Consider the following 23,897-nt stretch of genomic DNA (forward strand, 5'->3'; position numbering starts at 1 on the left):
TAACATTTGATTGTGGTAATCTTAAAATATCCAATATATTTAAGCACTTTATATTTTTCAATTTTCAAATTAATGATAGGGATACTTTCTTTTTTAGGATTTACAATTTTGGTGGCGGTTATATCATATTTAGCAACCCGGAAAACCGATGAAAAATCGTCTGATGGATATTTTTTAGGAGGGCGAAGTCTTACTGCAGGTGTTATTGCTGGATCTCTATTATTAACCAACCTGTCTACAGAACAGATTGTTGGATTGAACGGAAGTGCTTACACAGACGGATTATCTGTAATGGCTTGGGAAACATTAGCCGCTATAGCAATTGTTATAGCTGCAATATTTTTACTTCCTAGATATTTAAAAGGAGGATTGACTACTGTACCTCAATTTTTAGCGAAACGGTTTGATGTTGCAACCAAAACTATTACATCGGGTCTTTTTTTAACAGGCTATGTAGTAGTGCTGTTGCCTGTTATTTTATATTCTGGATCTGTTGCTATTAGTGGAATGTTCGACATTCCAACATTATTGGATGTGTCGGATAAAACAGCATTGATTATTTGTATTTGGGGAATTGGAATTATAGGGTCTATATACGCAGTTTTTGGAGGTTTAAAGGCGGTAGCAGTATCAGATTCTATAAATGCAATAGGCTTGTTGACAGGAGGCTTGTTAATTCCAGTATTCGGCTTGATGGCCATTGGTGACGGCAGTGTTTTTCAAGGTTTAGAAAATTTGATAAGTGCAAACCCAGAACGTTTTGATTCGACGGGTAACACAGGACAGGAAGTGCCATTTTCTACTATTTTTACGGGTATGATGTTAGTGCAATTGTTTTACTGGGGGACTAATCAACAAATTATACAAAGAGCATTAGGAGCTAAAAATTTGGCAGAAGGTCAAAAGGGATTGTTGTTGGCTTCATTTCTTAAAATACTAGGACCATTAATTTTGGTTTTGCCAGGTATGATTGCCTATCATTATTTTGATGGAGGATTAGATTCTAGTGATTTAGCGTATCCAGAATTAGTACGTGCCGTTTTGCCTAAGCCTTTGGTTGGGTTTTTTGCAGCTGTACTTTTTGGTGCAATATTAAGTTCTTTTAATAGTGTTCTGAATAGTTCAGTAACACTTTTTGGAATTGATATTTATAAGCAACATATTAACAAGGAAGCTTCTGAAACTACCGTTGTAAAATATGGTAAGATATTTGGTATCTGCTTAGCTTTGGCAGCAATGTTTATTGCCCCATTAATAGCGAATGCAGGCAGTCTATTTAATTACCTGCAGGAAATAAACGGAATCTATAGTATTCCAATCTTTACAATTATTGTAGTTGGTTATCTGACTAAAAGAGTGCCTGCAATTGCTGCGAAAGTTGGTATATTTTCAGGATCAGTATTGTATTGCGTAAGTCAATTCTGGCTGAAAGGTAGGTTTGTAAGCGATGCATTGGCCGAAGCAAAAAGTGCTGGAATTACGGATGCAAATAGTCTTAAGCTGATTGAAGCAGAGGCTTATCCACATTACTTACATATTATGGCAATTCTGTTTGTGACTAACATTATAATCATGTTGGTTATTGGTGCTATAAAGCCACGTAAAGAGCCGTTTGTGTTAGAATATACAAATCAAGTCTCTATTACGCCTTACAAATATGTAAATCAAGTGGGGATAGGAATTTGTACTATCGTAATTGGAATTTACATCTATTTTGCTCAGTAGGTGGACTTTTTAATCGGCGTTAAAAGATACGTACTACTGCTCAATGATAATGGGTAAATAAACTTCGGTCTTCCAATTAATTGAATTCCCACCCATATCTGGGTTGTTGTAAAATATTTCTATAGCACGTGGTGCTACATCTAAGTTGTTTTTTTTAGCGTAACGTAACAATGCATACCATGCTCTATCTGATGTGATGTAATTCCCATGATAAATCGCTTTAATTCCTTTTCTGGCTTCAAGCTTTTTATATTGAATTTCGGTATTCGTTGGTAAGTTTTGTTGAGGTAAAACAGGATAGCCAAAATTATAGGAAATACTATCTTTTAATCGATTCCATTCTGTAATCTCCAACATAGGCGGTCCATTTAATTCTACACCGTTTTTTAGCAGAACTTCACCTATAAAGCTTGAATTTTCCATCATTCCTTTTGCCTTTTCTACTTGTGTTTTCTTAATAGGTATAAAAGCGAGAAATTTTTCAGGAATCTCTTCAATACCAATAATTGTAATCTTGAAATTATCAACATGGTCTTTGAGTACAGTCATAAAATTAAAAACTATTTTTTCAGAACCAGTAGAGAAATCGGTATTTGAAAAAGGGACTAAAAGTTTATTTTTAAGACTATTTATTAGGTTTTTGTCGGTTACACCAACAGTAACTTGTGAAGTGGAATCTGTTAATAATTTAATTTGCCAGTCATAAATATGTGTAGAGTCTGCAATATTGAATGTCTGTTGTACATGACTGAGATTAGCATCTTCCCTTAATTCTACTGAACTATCCAAACCATTATTCCATAGTTTTAAGGATTGAATAATTGTTTCTGGAAACGTGTTTGATTTAAAATTAATGATATAATCTGCAGATTTGATAAAAAAGTACCAAACCAAGAATAATGATACTATTATTGAAAAAATATAAATTCTTCTTTTAATCATATTGTTTATAATGTGCCATATGTACTGCAGTGCATATGGCAAGTTTTAATAGCTTATTCTTTTTATGCCTTTGATACTAATACAGCTAATCATCTCTTGATTTTATATACTTGAGCTGAGCTATCGTTCATTGTTACAAGTAGATATGGTTGCTGTTTTAAATAAAAAATGTTCGTATGTCGTACGGATTTGAACATAAAATTCAATCCTAATTGATTTCCTAAAATGATGTCATTTGATTTTTTAAGTAATGCCCCCGGAAAAGAATCAAACCTACCGTGGTAAGGTTTTACGCCGAAATAATTACCTCCAATTAATACTTCATCCGTATTGTCGTTATCAAAATCGTATTTTAAAAAGGTAGTTAGAGGAGCCGTTTGAAGTTCATAACCAAAAGGGACGAACGAAAATTTACCATTATCATTTTTCAAGTATCCAGATGCTAATTCGGAAACATGTAAAATATCAGCATTGTGTAGTTGTTCACTAGTTAGAATTCCAGTAATTGATGTACCGGCAAATGAACTGTACGAGGTGAACTTTTTGCGAAGTGATACAAGTTGACTCGATAATTCATTTAAACTCGCTAAGGGGTAGTAGGAGCCGTTTTTGTAGGTACAAACAATTGTTTCAGTATCTCCATTTTTGTCAAAATCGCTGTAATACATTCTCATTGGGTTTTCCTTAGAGGCAGTGTATTTGGAGTTCATACCCCAATTACCCAAAAGGTAATCTTGATCACCGTCTCCATCTATATCAAAACTTTCAACGCTTTGCCATAGACCTTTTAATTCGTCCTCGATATATTGCTCCGTTAAAACAAAATTAGTTCCCTCATTTCTATAAAACTTTGGGGCCATCCATTCACCGACAATGATTAAATCTTGTATACCATCATTATTAAAATCTGTAGCAATAGCATCAGTTACCATACCTAATGATTCGAATGGATTTTCAGAAGACAAGGTGAATTTACCATTGGTATTAATAAGCAAATGCGAACTGGCGGGTTTACCAAAATCTGAAGACACAGCCTGGTTACCAATAAACAGGTCTAAATCATTATCTCCATCCACATCAATCGACACGATTACCGATGCATTATCGTAAAACAAAGGGAACGTATTAGTTTCGAAGTCCGTTTGATTAAAGCTGTAGTAACTATCTGAAAGTGGTTTTGATTTTCCATAAAAATCTGCTCCACCACTACCAATGACTAAATCAACTGCACCATCCTTATTAAAATCTGCTAGTATAGAAGTTACATCTTCTTTAATTGAATCTTTGGCCAAATTCTGGTATTTCACATTTATGAAAGAACTGTCTTGTTGAATATAGGTTTCGGATGGTATATACTTAGATCCGCCGAAGAAAATATCTTCCTTCCCATCATTATTGATATCCGCAACACTTGTTGCTGGGCCGCGGTCTGACAATTGGTAAGGAATAAGTTTTTGACGATTGAAATCTGTATAACGATCCTCTTTATGGGTGAAATTTATTCCTAAATTATCTTCTACACCTTCAAAAAGTGGTGTTACATTAGAGTGTAAATTTTTATAATCATAGGCTTTTGTTTTATTAGGTTCTATAATCAAGGTCTGGTTTACGCTAACATTTTTTATAACCTGATAGGTGGCATTAGGCCAAATAATTTTCAATGAATCAATAGTAGCTAAACTTCCATAACCAAAATGTATAATGGGCTCAGAGGACGCTTGAAAACCCCTTACGGTGTATAATTCTTTGAATTGCTTTTTGCCACCCGCAAAAGAAACTATTTTGGTTCCTAAGCCATAGTTATTCCCTTTTGTATAATTTAATTTCACTTTTAAATAGTTCGATTTTGAATTGGTTAAATTCTCGTAAACCGATAGCTTACTATTTAAGTTATTAGTTACAATATCTAAATCACCGTCATTATCTAAATCACCGTATGCAGTAGCACCAGAAACAAGAGTGTCATTAGGAATCCAACTATTGGACTTGTCCTTAAATAGTAAACTTTCATTCCCTTGAAATACTTTATTTCCCACATTGCCCGATGGCATTAGATTAAGTGCTTTGTGGTCTATAAGATTGGTGTTGTTCATTTTATTTTCAATATTATCATTGGAAAGAAAATTAATGTAATCTAAATCATTGGGACGTTTAGGAATGCCATTGCTGATAAACAAATCTTGTTCACCATCTTGGTCATAATCTCCAAAAAGGGCACTCCAACTCCAATCAGTAGCAGAAACGCCGCTTTGCAAAGCAGTTTCTATAAAAGTACCATCTGGTTGATTTAAGAACAGCATGTTTCTAGTGAATTGGTAGTGGTACCCATACTCACTTATCCTGATTTTTTGAATTTGAAGATTATCATCTCCTTCTGAAGCTTTAAGTACTTTCTCGTCATCGGGTAACATATCTAACGAAATCAAGTCTGGTCTACCATCGTGGTTAATATCTGTAGCATCGCTCCCCATTGAAAACCTTGAGGTATGTCCGAAATAGGTCCTCAAACTTTCTGTAAACGTACCATCACCATTATTTAAATAGTAATAATCATCTTCATGAAAATCATTTCCAATGTAAAGGTCTGGAAATCCATCCGTATTAAAATCAGCAACAGAGACTCCTAATCCATAGCCATTAATACCTCCAAAAATACCCGCTTGCTCACTTACATCTACAAATTCGCCATTATCATTTCGAAGCAGTTTATCGCCCGATTCATAATTTCGTTGATTTCTTAATTCCATTTTACCATACGTTTCTTGAGTGTGAACAGCATGGTTTAAAAGGTACATATCTAGATCACCATCTAAATCATAATCTAAAAATGCGGCATTTGAGCTATAAGAATCGAAATCAAGTCCATATTGGGCAGCGCTTTCTATGAATTCGCCATTACCCTTATTAATGTAAAGTTCGTTATGGCCGTTAAATCCATTAAGGCCAACGACGGCACAAACATAAATATCTAAAAGTCCATCACCATTTACATCACCCATTACAGCACCTGTATTCCATGAACTATTTCCTGAAATTCCGGCTTTATCTGAAATATCCTCAAAAGTCATATTTCCTTTATTAAGATAAAGTTGATTCGCTGTTTGGTTAGCGGAAAGAAAAATATCTGGTAGACTATCATTGTTGATATCACCTATGGCAACACCACCACCATTATAAAAATAGAGATAGTCCAGAATATTCAAATCATCAGATTCGGTAAGATTATTCTCAAAGTGGATTCCTGTATCTTTAGATGAAAGTTTCTTAAAAACCTCACCTTCATTTTTTGTGGAACAGCTTATTAGAAAGGAAAAGAAGAATAGTATTAGGATGCTATTTTTCATTTAATCGATAAATTTTCGGCTTCTCATTGTTAATGGCAGCGATTAAGAAAACACTGCCCATTTTGTCTTTGAACAATTCTAAATGTTTGACTTCTTCTTTTATGAAAATACCACTTTTATTATAGTTTTGCCAATCGAAGCCCATTTTACCATCACCTAACAAAACATTACCATAATTGGCATCTAATCTGGAAAATTGAGGTTTAAATTCGAAATTATTACCTGCCATAATTAAATCTAAATTTCCATCGTTGTTTACATCTGTACATTGAATACCACATATGCAAGAAAATTGTACGCGTGCCGGTAATTCTTTTATTGTAAATGTTCCATCTCCTTCATTTATGGCAATGACAGATTCAGCAATCGAAGCTTTTTTAACGATTGTATTTGCAATGATCTCTTTAGAGAATAGTTCGTCAATTGTTTTTTTAGCATATTCAGAAGCCTTAATGTTTTTTTTCTTTAATGCCAATATTTGGGTGGTAAGTTCTCTTTTTTGATGGATAGGGTAATCACCGCCATCATAATTTTGAGTTACGATTTGTTCAATAGTTCCATCATTGTCAAAGTCATTTACCCACATTTTCATGGGTTGATTTTTTTTAGGCTTGTAATGAAGATTGCTTCCAGAATTACCTAATACTAGGTCTAAATCACCATCATTGTCCAAATCTTTGGCATCTAGTGCTCCCCACCATCCGTCAAGACTATCTAAATTGGTAGAATACTTGCTAAGGCGTTTGCCAGAATTTTTAAAAATATTAGGTCTCCCCCAATCAGATACTGTTACTAAATCTTTTTTACCATCACCATCCATGTCCAGCCATTTCGCATCGGTAATCATACCCGCATTTTTAAGGTCGTATCCAGAACGTTCAGTTACATCAGCAAATGTATTGTCGCCATTGTTTAATAACAATAGATGATTGGGTTCAATACCATATGTGCCAACCACACTTCTTGATCCTACAAATAAATCTATGTACCCATCATTATTAAAATCATAGGGAGCTATTACTGAAATATTTACATTAACTGTAGGCAATTTATCTTTTATTTTCTTGAATTTCCCCTTACCATTATTTATAAATATTCTAATGCCGTATGTGTTTTGCATACCTAATTCATTACCACCATTACCTACCACTAAATCCAGGTCGCCATCATTGTCCATGTCGAAAAAGGCTGCAGATGTATCTTCGTAATCTGAATCATTTTCGAAAATAGATGTATTTGGTATACCGAGATTGCCATCACCACTATGTAGATAAATAGCCGCGGTCTCACCTTTGGCGCCGCCGACAAATATATCTTCATTACCATCGCCATTAACATCTCCTACAGCTAATGCAGGGCCTTCTTCATCTAAAGATTTATAGATAAGGCCTTCATTGTTAAAGTCATTATAATCATTTTCATGATGGGTTAATAAAGTTTTATTGGAAATTTCATTAAGTAATTTAGAATTGGTTTTAAGATTATTAGCCTTATAAATACCAGTAGCATCAGTATAGTCTATAGTAATATCTGAATTGACTGCTACATTGGTTAGTTTTTGCGTTGTATCATCTGGCCAAATGATTCTTATAGAATCTATTTTAGTGGTACTACCAATACCAATAGTCATAGGATAGTCGACAGATGATTGAAAACCTCTTGAAGGAATCAAAGTTTGGTCTATTATTTGGTCTTTATAATATACTTTGGCGTTAGTACCAATTGCAAACTTATTTTGGTCTGGTCCGATAAATCTTAGCTTTATATAATTATGGTCTTTAAGTTTGTCACTGTTGTTTTTGTAAACAAAACTTTCCATGTTTACATTGTTGACCACTAAGTCTAAATCTCCGTCATTATCCAAATCACCATAAGCAGCTCCATTTGATTTACTGGGTAGTTCGAAGCCCCATTGCTTGTTGAAGTTACTAAAGGTGATATCCCCGTTATTGTGATAAGCATAATTTGGTAAAGGACTCATTGGCATTTTGCTTATTATAGAATCTATAGATTCTTTTTTACCTGTGAGTGCCATTTTTTGGATAATTTCATTTGCGAAAAAATCAACAAAATCAAGGTCGGTTAAATCATGATTGATACCGTTGGTTATATAGATATCCTTTAAGCCATCATTATCCATATCAAATAGTAACCCAGACCAGCTCCAATCAGTTGCCTCTACACCACTATAGTATGCAACCTCTGAAAATGAGCCATTACCATTGTTAAGTTGAAGTGTGTTTTGAATATACTGCTGGTGAAAATCTTTGCTTTGTTTTAGTTTGAAAATATTATACCCTTCAAATTCCATGACAGACTTAACACGTTGGTCTGGTTCTGGGAGCATATCGGTAATAAAAATATCAGATAAACCATCATTATTGATATCTGCAATGTCAATGCCCATAGCAGATAAACTTAAATGGTTTGTCCATTTTTTAATTTCTTCAGTAAACGTACCGTCTTGATTATTTATATATAGATAGTCTCTTTCGTAAAAATCATTCGAAACATATAAATCTGGATAAAGGTCTTGATTGATATCTGCAACCATTACTCCTAAGCCGAAACCTATTAAGCTACCATATATTCCAGATTTTTCACTTACGTCTATAAATTTACCATCATCATTTCTCAATAACATATCACCGACGCCCTTAAAGATATCAGGTACACCTTCCCAATCTTGCGCTCTAACATTTCTTTGTTCTGCATATCCAAGGCTACTAACAGGAATGTTGCTATTGTTCAAAATATAAGCATCTAAATCTCCATCTTTATCATAGTCAAAAAATGTTGCATGTGTTGAAAAACCTGTTTTAGCTAGGTTGTATTCTTCCGCTTTTTCAGTAAAAGTTAAATCGCCATTGTTAATGTATAAATCGTTGTCATGGTTGTTACCTTCCATGTTGCCTGCATTACTAACATAAATATCCAATAAGCCATCGTTATTTATATCGACCATTACAACCCCTGTAGACCAAGGTTTGTTTCCTGTGGTGCCTGATTTTAAGGTTATGTCATCAAATTTAAAGTTCCCTTTGTTCAAATAAAGCTTATTCGGCACCATATTTCCGGTCAAGTAAATATCAGTTAGCCCATCATTGTTGATATCGCCTAAGGCAACACCACCACCATTATAGAAGTTTCGGTATTTAAAAATGTTGAACTTTTTCTGGTTTTCAATGTGATTAATAAAATCAATACCTGAGCTGTCAGAAGGGACTAATGTAAATAATGTATTTTCTTTTGAACTTCTAGGTACAATTTCAGATTTCTCTTTACAAGAGAAAATCAGCACTCCTAAAAACAGCAAAATTGTAATATGAAATCTGTTCATTTTAGTTATTATAAATATAAAAAAAAGGTGATTTGTTGTTTCTGCCAACTATATAGGTGTCAACTCCTTTTATTTTAATTTTATGTATTTCTCGTGAGGCACCGTTTATTTGAAGCATGTTATATGCGTCGCTAAATTGCACATTTTTATTTTTAGAATTAAACAAAATTAACCCATGAAGGGCATCTAATCTGCCTAATTGAGTGCTAATTTCGAAGTTGTTGCCAACAATTAACAAATCTTTAAACCCGTCAGAATTGAAATCTTCTGCTATAATGTCGTTAATGGAAGATATCTGTGCTATTGTAGGCAAAGGTTGTTTTTTAAAATTTCCAGAACCATCATTTCTAAACCAACAACTTTGTAATTCATAGACTTGTTTTTTATCTGCTTTGTTTAACGAGTTTTGCCCAAATAATTCACTGATACTAGCTAAAGCGAAATCTGAATAGGATAGGAATTTTTTATTTAAATAGGGCATTTGTTTTGCCAATTCATCTTTTGAAGCAAATGGGGTTTCTATGTCTTTATGATAATAGGTGATTAAAGGGTCTAATTGTCCATTATTATCAAAATCATAATTGTATAGGGTTATAGGATGTGATTTAGAGGCTTTAAATTTGGTGTTTGTTCCCCAATTACCGCAAACGAAGTCTAAATCCCCGTCATTATCTAAATCAGTAACAAGAATTGAATTCCACCATCCATTAGTTTCTTTAAGTGAACTAGAGTCTACTAGATTTAATTTTTTACCGTCATTTAGAAATATGGATATTGGCATCCAATGCCCTACTACAATCAAGTCATCTAGTCCATCACCATTAACATCTACCCAAGACATATCTTTTACATTACCAATTAATTTTAAATCTGGAGCAATGGTATCTATCTCATTTTTAAATTTTCCATTACCATTATTTGTGAAAAAATATTGCTCTGGAGTTATGCCATAGGCTGAAGGTTCTTGGTCTGAAGTAATAACCACATCGTTATCGCCATCATTATCAAAATCATTTACAGATATTTTAGAGGAATTTAGTTCAATAGTATTAAAAGCTAATGTGTCTTTTTTAAAAATTCCATTTTCATTAATATAGAGTCTCGGTTTTAGGGGTGATCCATTTAAAAATTCATTTCCACCACTTGCTACTAATAAGTCAAATTGTTGGTCACCATTTGCATCAAAAAAGATGCTTGCTACATCTTCATTGATTGCACTTTCATTAAATAATTCTGGTTGGCTATCTATGAAATTGCCAGATGCTGATTGAACGTATAAATGAGATGATTGTGCTTTAGCACCTCCTATGAAAATATCATCAAACCCATCATTATTTATATCGGAAATTGAAATTGTTGGCCCCTCATTTGAATTGGCGAAAGGAATTAAAGGTTCCTTACTAAAATCTAATGTTGGTTTTTCATTATGAACAAATTTTAGTATTGGTGCTTGTATGGTATCAAAGTATATTTCGTTGTTAGTGACTTTAATTCTTGGTTCATAACTGTTATTGTAATCCAATAGGACTTCTTGATTGTATTGAAGATTCACTATTGTTTGCTCTTTATTATCTGGCCATACTATACAAAGAGAATCTATGACAGTATCTTTTTCAAGTCCAAATAATAATTTGTTCGAACTGGATGATAAATAGCCGTTAGTAGTGTAATGTTCAAGAACTTGAACGCCGCTTTTTGTATATAAAGAAAGTTTAGCGCCTAAACCAAACCTGTTTTTTTTAGGGCCGTTTAATTTTAAGGTTATATAGTGTGAATTCTCTAATGTGTTTTCTAAAATATAAAGTTCATCATCAATGTTATTTACAACAATATCCAAATCACCATCATTATCCAAATCGGCATAAGTGCAGCCATTACTGTAAGAAGGTTCAGCGTTAAGCCATTGGGCAGACATATCATCGAATTTTAAATCACCTTTGTTTTTAAAAAAATAATTTGAAACTTTTTTTTCGGGTATTTCTTTAATGAGGGGCATATCTGTATTATCCATGCCAGTATCTATACGTCTTTGTATTTTTTCATTGGCAATGAAGTTCATGTAGTCCATATCATTAGTAGCTCCCTTGATGCCGTTTGAAATGAATAAGTCTTTGTATCCGTCATTGTCAAAATCTGCTAATAGTGAGCCCCATGACCATTCGGTGGCTGAAATACCACTTAAGTTACCAATCTCTGAAAAATTATGACCATTATTGTTGACATGCAAGGTGTTTTGCATAAACTGCGGAGCGTAGCCATTTTTAATATACTGTTGATAAATAGGGTAGGCATATTCTAAACCCGAAGTTTTGTAAGTATATAAATCTTCTGGTAGCATATCTAGGGATACAATATCTGTGAAAGAATCATTGTTGATATCTGCAATTGCATTTCCCATTGAATAGTGGGTGGTATGGCCTAATTGATGTTCGTCGTTAGATATAACTTCTATAAAAGTTCCATTTTTCTGATTCATATATAGGTAATCATTTTCGAAAAAATCATTACCAACATAAATATCTGGATATCCATCATTGTTTAAATCGCTTATTGAGAGGCCAAGTCCGTAGCCACTTTTACCTTGAAAAATACCTGATTCGTAACTTGTATCTTCATAATGCCCATTATTGTTAGTGTAAAGTCGGTCTCCTGAAATGGAACTGATGATTTTACGTTGTGTACCCTTTCCATAATTAATGTTTGGGTGAACCGAATGGTTCAAAAGATACATGTCTAAATCTCCATCTTTGTCATAGTCAAAAAATGCAGCTTTCGTTGATAGGCCAGAAAATGCCAATCCATAATTTTCAGCCTGTTCTATAAAAGAGGGTATGCCGTCGTTATTTATTCCTTGATTTACATAAAGCAAATTTTGCCCTGATAGGGCTCTATAGCCGGAAGCCTTACAGATGTAGATATCTAATAAGCCATCATTATTGATGTCAACTTGAGTAACCCCAGTGGTCCAATTTCCTATTTCAAGATTTTGTTTGGGTAATTCAATTTCTATGAATTTTAAGTTTCCTTGATTCAAGTAAAGCTTGTCTTCGGCTTGGTTAGCGGCACAATACAGGTCAATAAGGCCGTCATTATTAAAATCGGCAGTTATTACCCCAGCGCCATTATAATAATAGAGATAATTTAGAATGTTTAGTTGAGGTGAATTGGTTAATTGGTTGGTAAAGGTTACGCCAGTTTGTTTGGAAGATAATTTTTTGAACAGCGGTTTTTGCTTTTTACCGCATCCGAACAGTAAGCATGAAAATACTATAAGTAAGATAAATATTTTTTGCATGAGAGGTTATCTACTGTGCGAATGATATATTGAAAAGTATATTTCAATTTTCTTTAAAATTTGACAATAAAAAAGGGTTGATATATAGGTATTGGTAGTAAGAAAAAAGAATCCCTTAAAGTTAAGGGATTCTTTTAAATACTGTAGTATTTAATATAAATCTTAATACCCAGGGTTCTGAACCAAACTAGGGTTAGCTAAAAGTTGTGGTAAAGGTATTGGGAAAAGTAATCTCTTACTGTTACCAATTTCTGTATCGCCTTTAAATTCCCAACCTCTTAAATATTGTCCAAAACGAATTAAATCATTTCTTCTATATCCTTCAGTGTACATTTCTCTTCCTCTTTCGTCAAGTAAATCACTTTCGGTTACTGTTCCAAGAGGTGTTGCATCTCTTAATACACGTAAGGTGTTAACCATATTTGTTGGGTCTCCTGAGCTACGGAACATTGCTTCAGCTTTCATTAAATAAGCATCTGCATAACGAAATTGAATTTTGTGAAGGGTGTTTTCTCCAAAACGTGGGTTGTACTTTAATATACGTATACCCGTTCTTTCGCTGTTATTGATTAAATTTTTAGCACCTGTTCCGTCTACAAAATCTCTACCGAATACAAGGTCATTACCTTGTCTATCAGCTAATTTTGTACCATCTAAATCGTATTGTTGATTTATTAAGAAACCAAAACCAATGTTTGATCCAAACTCATAACCTTCAGCGTCAATAGTACCTGGCCTTGAGCTAAAAGCTATTCCTTCAGAAGGAACTCCTCCTCTTCTTTCTTCTTGATCATCTAAAGCAGTTAGGTCAGTTTCAACACGATTACTATTCGCATCACCTTCAAATAGGTCATAATATTCGGCAAGTGTACTGAAACCATTCCAACCACCACCACCGGCAAGTCCATATTGGTTAAGGTGCATTGGTGCATATATTACGTTTTGAACGTTAGATTCCGTAAACCAAATTGTTTCACTATCTGCGGTACTTTTGAAAATATCAAAATAGCCTGCTTGTAAATCATGGCCGTCAGCAGCTATTAGGTCTACCAATGAAATTACTTGTGCCATGTCTGCAGCTGCAGGAGAACCGCCGCCGCCAGTTAATTGATTTTCATAAACATGTTTGTTCAATAAAATCTTCGCCTTCAAAAAACGTGCAGCCGCTTTTCCTGGTCTTTTTAATTCATCACCTGAATTTGCAGCGCGAGTAGGTAAACCAGAAATACATAGATCTAAATCTGCGATAATAAATTGTACAGCTTCTGCTCCTGAATATATTACAGGTAGGTCTGTAGATGGCGCGGTAGTATCTCTAAAAGGTACTTGTCCATAAAGATCTAAAATCCACCACATGGCATATGCCCTAAGAAAACGAGCTTCTAGCTTTACATCTTCAGGAGAATTACTTCTATCATCTAATATCTGCGAAGCCGATAATTGATTCTTGTTCCATTGCTCAAATGGGGTGATTACATCAGAATCTTCTAGTCCCCATTCGTGTTGGTGCAATTTTCTCCAACGACCATTATCACCCCAGTCAGCTCCTCTTGTTGGGATGATTTGGGCATCAGTTGTTACTTCCGCAAGGGCATAAGTGTTAGCTTGATCAGATAATTGACCTCTAACATCACCGTACAAGGCCTCAAGTGCAGAGGTTGGATTTTCTAGTCCTTGAAAACCATCGGTTATAAAAGAGTCTGTTTCTTCAATTTCCAAATCGGTACAGGACACAAACCCCCAAGCCAAAAGGAAACTTGATAGATAAATTTTAATTTGATTTCTATTCATGATTTTACAATTTTTTTAATTAAAATGAGGCGTTGATGCCAAATGTTACTGTTAAGGGGTTAGGGAATGTCATAAAGTCAATTCCTCTAGTTGGTAATTCTGCTGAATTTAAATTACCTGTATTAACAGTTACTTCAGGGTCTATACCGCTGTAATCAGTTATTAAAAATAAATTTTGACCAGTTAATGAAAGTCGTAAGTTTCTAAGTGTTCCTTCTCCTGAAAGTGGCACGTTGTAACCAACCGATACATTTTGTAGTCTTATGAAATCTCCTTTCTCTAAAAATCTAGTAGAAACTGCAGTCGATGCCCCTGGATCTTCACCAAGACTTAATACATTATTAGTAACATTTCTAGCAGTACCAATTTGACCAGCATTAAAGAATGAGTTAGCCGTGTTATTGTAAACTGAAAAGCCAAATTGACCTGTTAAATAAGTGGCAACATCCCAATTTTTAACTTTTAGGTTCAAAGATAATCCTGAAGTAATATCAGGTAAAGCATCTTCACCAACAAATGTCTTATCAACATCTGGATCGCCTACTCCATTTCCATCTATATCAGTGTAAATAGGGTTTCCAGTACTGTCAAAACCTTCGAATTGCGCCATGTAATATGAGAATAAGGAATATCCAGATTCAAAACGTTGTGCAAATGCACCTGTTAAACCAGGGCCGTTAATTGGGCCTGAATTAATTGCACCAGCAAAGTTTTGAATTTCATTATCATTGTAAGAGATATTAAAGTTTGCTGAGAAATTAACATCTTCTTGTTGTATGAAGTCGTAACCTAAAGCAAATTCAATACCTTGATTGATAACATTGGCATCTACGTTACCAAATTGAAACGGCGTAGTTGCAGGAAAAGCTGGAGGTGTTTTTAATAAAAGATCTTTGGTGTCTCTACGATATACATCAACACTACCGTTTAAACGATCATTATTAAATCCAAAATCCAATCCTACGTTGAAATCCAATGTACTCTCCCATTTTAAAGAAGGATTATCGGTAGCAACAATGGCAAGTCCATTCGCTTGTATTTCATTACTATTGTTAATACCCAATCCTCCAAAACGTTGTCTCGCTACAAAGTTGCCATAACCTAAACCAGCTTGGTTACCGGTAATACCGGCACTTAATCTTAATTTAAGTGTTGAAACATTTTCACCGATGAAATCTTCTTCTCCAATTTGCCAAGCAAATGCACCAGAAGGGAAATAACCATATTGATTTTCTGGACCAAATCGAGAAGAACCATCAGCTCTCATAGTCGCTGTAAATAAATACTTGCTATTTAAGCTATAGTTAACCCTTCCAAAAAGTGACTGTAACTCATCTGTATTGTCATAAGTATCAGCAGTAAGTGCAGTTACGTTTCTATCAAATGAATAAGGTAGATTGTCTGTAGTTGAACTCGGGAATAATCTATTAATAACTAAATTGGTAGTGTTAGCAGCATAATAATATTGTTGAAACGATCCATCGATAGAGTTTTCCGCCCCATTAACTGTATTGACCAAATCATTACCCATTGCATTCAAATCTGTGGTAGAAAAACCACGAGCAACTGCATTACGACCACGAGTTCTAAAATCTTGGAAAGCATAACCAACAATAACATCGAAGTTTGAATTTTCAAATTCTTTTGCGTAATTAATAGTGGTTTCCAAGGTTTTGTTGTCTCTATCTAATGTGTAATATGTTCCAAACCCATTATCAGAAATACCAGGATAGTTAATGTTTTTTGCACTCAAAACAGAAACGTTCCCACTTTCAGATTTATCGAGACCTACATTGACTTTTGCAGAAAGTTCTGGAGTAAATTTGTATTCAGCAGACCCATTTAAAAGCAACCTGTCTGTTTTACTTATATTCTGAGATTCAACCAAAAGGTTGATTGGGTTTCTTGAAATACTACCATCTGGTTGAAAACCAGTACTGTTAGGCCATGTTGGATTTGCAGAATATGCAGCACCTAAAATATCGCCTTCAACACCTGCCGTTGAATTTAATGGTGGTTGTGATTTATTTACCCTAGAAATTGACGTTTGAAAGGTTAATAAAAGTTTGTCCTCCAAAAACCGTTGGTTTAGATTAATTCTACCTGTTATTCTTTCGAATTCAGATTTCTCTATAGTACCAAATTGCTTTTGATACCCAAAAGTTGCACGAACGTTTCCTGAACCGTAGTTATTAGAATACGATAAATTATTATTAGTAGATGCTGAAGATCTAAAAAGTACTTCTTGCCAATCTGTATTTGAGCCAAAATCATTTGCAGCTGCATCGCCACCATATTGTGGTAAAGCAGATAAGAATTCCTCTCGGTTCAATAAGTCAAATTGTCTTACTGGTGTCGCAACGCTTAAACTAGTAGAAAAATCCCAAATTCCTTTTTGGGCAGCTTTACCAGTTTTTGTAGTTATGATAACTACACCGTTAGCACCTCTAGATCCATAAATAGCTGTAGCCGATGCATCTTTTAAGATACTCATACTCTCTATATCATTAGGATTTAAGAAATTTAAAGGGTTGCCAGTTTGACCACTTCCAGTACCACCGGCATTAGAACCTGATGCTTCTGTGCTTTCTCCAAAAAGAGGAACACCATCTACAACGAATAAAGGGTTATTATTGGCTCTTACAGAGTTAGCTCCCCTAATATTGATTTGAATACCAGCACCTGGCTCACCAGTTGTTTGCTGTATATTCACACCAGCGGTCTTACCTTGAATAAGTTGCTCAGGTGAGGATATTGCACCGCCATTAAAATCTTCAGAGGTTACTGCAGCTACCGATCCAGTTGCATCTTTTATAGTTGTTGTACCATAACCTATGATTACTACCTCTTCTAAAGCTTCTGCATCTTCTTCTAATGTGAAATTAATTGAAGTTCTGCTATCTACAGATACTTCTTGACTTTTGTATCCGATATAACTGACTATTATTGTAGCGCCGTCATTTACGGTTAAACTGTAATTGCCATCAAAATCTGTCTGTGTCCCGTTGGTGGTGCCTTTTTCTAAGACACTTGCACCAGGTAGCGGACCACCTGCATCTGAAACAGTACCAGATACTTCTTGCGCCTGAGAAATACCGAAGGAAAGAAATGCCCCTAGCACTAACAGACTTTTAAGTAGTGTAATCTTCATAAATTATTGATTTAAGTTGAGTTAAATAATTTCAATTGTTAAAAATATGTAAAATTTGTAGCTTTTTGAATCTGTTTCTTGAAGTTTATTTGCGAAAACGTTTTCGTGTTGACAACTTTTTTATTGTCAAAATCATAAAAATATTATTTGGCTTTGCTGTGATTGACAAAAATTATGGTGCTAATATATGAATATATTAATATATGATAATTTTTTAAATATATGAAATTTCACTCATTTTCTAATTCATAATAATTATGATATTCAAAGCATAATTACATATTTTGCTTTTGTATAGGTGCTTTATATAAAAATATTATTAGATTAACGTCAAGTGAGATGTAATCTGATAAAACCTATTTTTTGAAACCAAAAATTACATTAAAAGACATTGCTAAAGAGTTGGATGTTTCAATTTCAACCGTATCTAAGGCGCTAAAAAATAGTGCTGAGATAAGTAAGGATACAAAAGATAAGATAAAAGCTTTCGCAAAATTCTATAATTATCGCCCTAATAATATAGCGCTCAGTCTAAAAAATAAGAGAACTAAAAATATTGGTGTTATCATTCCAGATATAGTTCATCATTTTTTTACCACCGTTTTTAGGGGAATTGAAAAATATGCAAATAAAAAGGGCTATAATATTATCGTTTGTATTTCAGATGAATCTATTGAGAAGGAAGTTATTAACATGGAGATGTTGGCTAATGGCAGTATAGATGGTTTTATTCTTTCCTTAAGTGCAGAAACCCAATTAAAAAATGAATACACTCACTTGAAAGAATTATTGGATCAAGGTATTCCTATTGTTCTTTTTGACCGTGTAACTTCAGAAATTGAATGTGATAAGGTTGTATTGAATCACAACGAAATAGCGCGCGAAGCTGTTGAGCATTTTATTAGTGCTGGATCAAAAAATATTGCATTAGTTACCACGGAGAAATATTTTAATGTAAGTGAAAGTAGGCGTTATGGATATTTAGATGCTTTAGAGGCTCATAATATAAAAATTGAAGAGAATTTGATTCTGACGCTTCCTCATGATATGGAAAACGATAGCCTTATAACAGAATTTTTTCAACATAATAAAGTTGATGCTGTTTTATGCGTAAATGAGATATTTGCCATTCAATGTATGAGTATTATACAGGAACTAGGTTTTAATGTGCCTAACGATATTTCGATAATCGGTTTTACTGATGGCATATTGTCAAGATTTTCTGTACCTAGAATTACTACGGTAGCTCAACATGGTGAATTAATGGGTGAGCGAGCAGCTAAATTATTGATTGATCGTATGGAGTGGGTAGATGAAGTTGAAGAACCTTTTAAAACAGAAGTAATAAATGCCACATTAATTAAGCGAGGTTCATCAATCAATTAATACTTTTGTGATTATGAAAAAAGTGGGATTTATTTTTGATTTAGATGGCGTAATCGTAGATACGGCTAAATACCATTATTTGGCTTGGAGGAAACTAGCCAATGAATTGGGGTTTGAATTTTCAAAAGAGCAGAACGAACTCTTTAAAGGAGTAAGCAGAAAAAGATGCTTAGAAATTCTATTGGATATTGGTAAAATTAAAGCTACACAAGAGCAATTTGATACTTGGATGATAGATAAGAATGTAGATTATTTGGCTTACATAGAAAAGATGGATGCCAAAGAAATACTACCCGATGTACCAAGAGTGCTTGAATATTTAAAGAAAAAAAACATCCCAATCGCATTAGGTTCAGCAAGTAAGAATGCTAGGCCAATTTTAGAGAAAGTGAATTTAGTATCCTATTTTGATAGTATTGTAGATGGCAATAGTGTGACAAAAGCAAAACCTGATCCCGAGGTATTTTTGATTGCGGCTAATAATTTAGGTGTCAATGCGAGTTCATGTATCGTTTTTGAAGATGCCGTTGCGGGTATACAGGCGGCAAATAGCGCAAAAATGACTAGTATAGGTATTGGTGATTCTAATATACTTGATGAAGCTTCCTATAATTTTAAAGATTTCACCGAAATAAGTGATAGTTTTTTGGAATCACTTTTAAGTAAAAATCGAAAGAAATAAACTAGACAATTTATTTAAAGTTCAATTATTTTTGATGACAATTCAATTGTAAATTAATGAATCAGAATTATATAAAAGCAGATAAGTGGTGCATCATTGAGGAAGATTTCGACAAGGAAAATGTAAAATCATCTGAAAGCATTTTTAGTTTAGGAAATGGGGCAATGGGTCAGAGAGCCAATTTTGAAGAAACCTATACTGGTGAAACTTTTCAAGGTAGTTATATCGCCGGTGTGTATTATCCAGATAAAACCCGTGTTGGTTGGTGGAAAAATGGGTATCCTGAATATTTTGCAAAGGTATTGAACGCGCCTAATTGGATCGGAATCAAAATCTATATTAATGAAGTAGAGTTTGATTTGGCAACATGTAGAAAAGTTTCACATTTCAAAAGGGAACTGAACATGAAAGAGGGGTGTTACACTAGAAGTTTTGAGGCGGTTACTTCAAATAATTTGGAAATAGCAGTTACGGTCAAACGTTTTCTAAGTTTAGATATTGACGAGGTTGGTGCGATTTCATATGTTATAAAAGTTCTTAAGACAGATGCAGACATTGTTTTCGAACCCTATTTGGACAGTGGAATAACAAATGAAGACAGTAATTGGGACGATAAATTCTGGAACACTACAAGTGCTTCTGTGTCTGAAAACCGTGCTTTTATTGAAGCGCATACCATGAAGACCAATTTTCAGACCTGTACGTTTATGCAGGCTTCTTTAAGTTATAATGGAAAACTAATCTCAGCTGAGAATGGTGTACAGGAAGATGATTTTGTGTCATTAAAATTTAAACAAAAGGTAAAAGTAGATGAATCTGTCACCTTAACTAAGTTCGGTGGATACACCGTTTCAAGAAATCACCCTAGTGATCAACTTATAGCTGTTGCCAATACGGCATTGGATAGCGCGCTTTCTTTAGGCTTTGACGGTCTACTGAAGAAACAGAAAGAAGCTTGGGCTTCAATCTGGGAAATGAGCGATATTGTGATAGAGGGCGATGTAAAGGCCCAGCAAGGTATTCGATTCAATATATTTCAACTCAACCAAACGTATTTAGGCACAGATTCAAGATTGAATATTGGCCCTAAAGGGTTTACTGGTGAAAAGTATGGAGGTAGCACCTATTGGGATACGGAAGCCTACTGTATTCCATTTTACATGGCTACAAAAGACGATAAGATAGCTAGAAAGTTATTGAAGTATAGGTATAATCATTTAGAAAAAGCAATTGCCAATGCAAAAAAACTAGGCTTTTCAAATGGTGCTGCATTGTACCCCATGGTTACGATGAATGGTGAAGAATGCCACAACGAGTGGGAAATTACATTTGAGGAAATTCATAGAAATGGCGCTATTGCCTTCGCAATACATAATTATTATCGCTATACAGGTGATTATAGCTACATACCAGAAATGGGATTGGAGGTACTTATAGCAATTGCTCGGTTCTGGCATCAACGTGTTAATTTCTCTGAGGATAAAGAAAAATATGTGATGTTGGGTGTTACTGGCCCAAATGAATATGAGAATAATGTACATAACAATTGGTACACGAATTACTTGGCTAAATGGTGCATTAATTATGCGTTGACCCAGTTAGATAAGGTTAAGAATGGTTACCCAGATGATTATCATAGAATTATCGGCAAGACTAAACTTACCGATAGGGAGTGTGAAGCATGGAAAAAGGTTGCAGACAATATGTACTTTCCTTACTCAAAAAAATACGGTGTGTTTTTACAGCAAGATGGGTTTTTGGACAAAGATTTGGTGAAGGTTAGTGCGTTGCCAAAGACTGATAGACCTATAAACCAAAAATGGAGTTGGGATAGAATTCTAAGATCTCCTTACATAAAGCAGGCAGATATTTTACAGGGCTTTTACTTTTTCGAGGAAGATTTTTCTTTTGAAGATCTTGAGAAGCACTTTGATTTTTATGAGCCGTTTACAGTGCATGAATCATCTCTATCACCATGTGTTCATTGTATTCAAGCAGCCAAACTTGGTAGAATGGAACAGGCTTATAATTTCTATTTAAGAACATCTAGGTTAGACTTGGAAGACTATAATAAAGAAGTTGAAGAAGGCTTGCATATAACTTCAATGGCAGGTACTTGGATGAGTATTGTAGAAGGTTTTGGTGGTATGCGGGTGATAGATGATAAATTATCATTCAAACCGCAGATCCCTGACCAGTGGAAAGAATATTCTTTTAAGGTTAATTTTCGTAATCGTATCATCAAAGTGAACGTGACTGCTAAAGCAGTAACTTTTGAATTATCTGGCTCTAAAGAAGTATCGATTAGAGTGAATGGTAAAAAGGTAGAACTCTACCCCGATGAGATCATTACGGTTTAGTAGTATCACGTAAATTTAGATTAGTTTTAAGAATATGAAATTGTGCCAATGAATAGGAAAATTGTTATTTATCATGTGTTTACCAGACTTTTTGGAAACACCAATACCAATAATAAGCCGTGGGGTACAGTTGAAGAAAATGGAGTTGGTAAGTTTGCTGATTTCACCAAAAAGGCGCTTACCGAAATTAAGGGCTTAGGTGTTACCCATATATGGTATACCGGTGTTCCCCATCATGCGGTAATACAAGATTATACAGAATTTGGCATTTCTAATGATGATCCTGATGTGGTGAAAGGTAGAGCTGGCTCTCCGTACGCAGTAAAGGATTATTACAATGTAAATCCAGATTTGGCAATTGACCCAGCTAAAAGACTTCAAGAGTTCAAAGCATTAATCAAGCGTACTCATGCGTTGGATATGAAAGTTATCATTGATATAGTGCCTAACCATGTAGCACGGTCTTATCAAGGTAAAACCAACCCAAAAGTAGTAACTGATTTTGGGTTTGGTGATGATACCTCTGTCGAATATCAAAAGGATAATAATTTTTATTACATACCAGGTTCTGAATTCCATACTCCAGAATGGAGAAATGGTTATACCCCTTTAGGTGGTAATACTCCAAATTTACCTGATTCTAAATTGGTTGAGGTGCCCGCAAAATGGACGGGTAATGGTTCTCGAAGTCCGCAGCCAGATATGAATGACTGGTATGAGACGGTTAGAATTAATTATGGGGTAAGCCCAGACGGTAAGTTGGATTTTGATATGCTTCCCAATGATTTTGGTGAACGTGATTACAAAGAACATTTTGACTATTGGAAAAAGAAAATTGTTCCTAGTTCTTGGAGGAAATTTAGAGACATTGCACTATACTGGTTGAATATGGGTGTTGATGGTTTTCGCTATGATATGGCCGAAATGGTTCCGGTTGAATTTTGGAGTTTTATGAATTCTTCCATAAAAATGAAAAATCCAGATGCCTTTATCATGGCCGAGGTATACAATCCAGACCTATATAGAACCTATATCCATAAGGGCAAAATGGATTATTTATATGATAAGGTTGATTTTTATGATGGGTTAAAACATATTATGAAAGGGTATGGTTGGTCGGATCATCTTCCTGTGGTACAAAATGGGTTAAAAGATATTGAGCACCATATGCTCCATTTTTTGGAGAATCATGACGAACAACGTATTGCTAGTCCAGAATTTGTAGGTAGTCCAGATATTGGTAAGCCTGCAATGGTAGTGTCGGCTACTATAAGCACTTCGCCAACGATGCTATATTTTGGTCAGGAAGTTGGCGAGCCTGCAGCTGAACATGCCGGTTTTGGAAGTTCTTCAAGAACTTCTATTTTTGATTATATCGGTGTTCCGAACCATCAAAGATGGGTGAATAACAAGAAATTTGATGGAGGCCAATTATCTTCAGATGAAGCTGATTTACGTGATTTTTATAAGCGACTTTTGAATTTCACAATTGGGAGTGAAGGGTTGATGGGTGCTTATCGTGAAATTCATTTTTATAATAAAGAACTTACCGAAAATTATACTCATAGAGTGTTGTCATATGTGCGTTGGTCTGCGAATCAAAAATTGATAATAGTCTCGAATTTTGATGTCAACGAGCATTTTTCGTTTGATCTTAAGTTGCCTGTAGATCTAATGAACGAATGGCATTTAAAAGAGAAATCTTATAATTTAATTGATGTTCTTTATGGGGATTCTAATTCATTGAGAATCGAAAATGGAGAGGGTCATATTTCAATAAACTTAAATCCATTGGAATCCTTTATTTTTGAATTAAAATAATCACTCATGTTAAATAAAATTTTCACACTCTTACTAATTTGTATTTCGTTAATTTCCTGT

Annotated in this window: 11 protein-coding genes; 5 read left to right on the top strand and 6 right to left on the bottom strand. The window is 34.5% G+C overall.

Features of this window, described 5'->3' with window-relative positions:
• Positions 1–72 precede the first annotated feature (72 nt).
• Complete coding sequence (locus ES765_RS00555; RefSeq protein WP_138110577.1) at positions 73–1,725, top strand: solute:sodium symporter family transporter; 1,653 nt, start codon at positions 73–75, stop codon at positions 1,723–1,725.
• A gap of 33 nt (positions 1,726–1,758) precedes the next feature.
• Here the strand turns inward: ES765_RS00555 and ES765_RS00560 are convergent, their stop codons facing one another.
• From ES765_RS00560 to ES765_RS00585, 6 genes are all read right to left on the bottom strand, one after another.
• The gene (locus ES765_RS00560) at positions 1,759–2,667 is read right to left on the bottom strand and encodes a GyrI-like domain-containing protein (RefSeq protein WP_138110578.1); all 909 of its coding nucleotides are present in this window, start codon (positions 2,665–2,667) and stop codon (positions 1,759–1,761) included.
• A gap of 89 nt (positions 2,668–2,756) precedes the next feature.
• Positions 2,757–6,011 (bottom strand): VCBS repeat-containing protein, encoded by a 3,255-nt coding sequence (locus ES765_RS00565; RefSeq protein WP_138110579.1) that lies wholly within the window; start codon positions 6,009–6,011, stop codon positions 2,757–2,759.
• A complete protein-coding gene (locus ES765_RS00570) occupies positions 6,001–9,351 on the bottom strand; it encodes a VCBS repeat-containing protein (RefSeq protein ID WP_138110580.1) in 3,351 nt (1,116 codons plus the stop codon). Before ES765_RS00570 ends, ES765_RS00565 begins: the two co-directional genes overlap by 11 nt.
• A gap of 1 nt (position 9,352) precedes the next feature.
• Positions 9,353–12,646 (bottom strand): VCBS repeat-containing protein, encoded by a 3,294-nt coding sequence (locus tag ES765_RS00575; RefSeq protein WP_138110581.1) that lies wholly within the window; start codon positions 12,644–12,646, stop codon positions 9,353–9,355.
• A 162-nt stretch (positions 12,647–12,808) separates the two neighbouring features.
• Positions 12,809–14,437 (bottom strand): RagB/SusD family nutrient uptake outer membrane protein, encoded by a 1,629-nt coding sequence (locus ES765_RS00580; protein ID WP_138110582.1) that lies wholly within the window; start codon positions 14,435–14,437, stop codon positions 12,809–12,811.
• A gap of 19 nt (positions 14,438–14,456) precedes the next feature.
• Positions 14,457–17,588, bottom strand: a complete 3,132-nt coding sequence (locus ES765_RS00585) for a SusC/RagA family TonB-linked outer membrane protein (protein ID WP_138110583.1) — start codon at positions 17,586–17,588, stop codon at positions 14,457–14,459.
• 363 nt (positions 17,589–17,951) lie between these two features.
• On the opposite strand from ES765_RS00585, the gene ES765_RS00590 reads away from it, so the two are divergent.
• From ES765_RS00590 to ES765_RS00605, 4 genes are read left to right on the top strand one after another with little or no spacing between them, the layout of a single operon-like run.
• Entirely contained in the window at positions 17,952–18,974 is a 1,023-nt protein-coding gene (locus tag ES765_RS00590; protein WP_138110584.1) for a LacI family DNA-binding transcriptional regulator, read from the top strand.
• A 13-nt stretch (positions 18,975–18,987) separates the two neighbouring features.
• Complete coding sequence (gene pgmB / locus ES765_RS00595) at positions 18,988–19,656, top strand: beta-phosphoglucomutase (RefSeq protein ID WP_138110585.1); 669 nt, start codon at positions 18,988–18,990, stop codon at positions 19,654–19,656.
• Positions 19,657–19,712: 56 nt separating this feature from the next.
• Positions 19,713–22,016: a glycoside hydrolase family 65 protein gene (locus ES765_RS00600; protein WP_138110586.1), complete on the top strand. Its 2,304-nt coding sequence runs from the start codon at positions 19,713–19,715 to the stop codon at positions 22,014–22,016.
• 48 nt (positions 22,017–22,064) lie between these two features.
• On the top strand, positions 22,065–23,837 hold the full coding sequence (locus ES765_RS00605; RefSeq protein ID WP_138110587.1) for an alpha-amylase family glycosyl hydrolase: 1,773 nt from the start codon (positions 22,065–22,067) through the stop codon (positions 23,835–23,837).
• Positions 23,838–23,897: the final 60 nt, after the last annotated feature.

The organism is Maribacter sp. ACAM166 (genome assembly GCF_005771495.1).
Taxonomy (GTDB): domain Bacteria; phylum Bacteroidota; class Bacteroidia; order Flavobacteriales; family Flavobacteriaceae; genus Maribacter.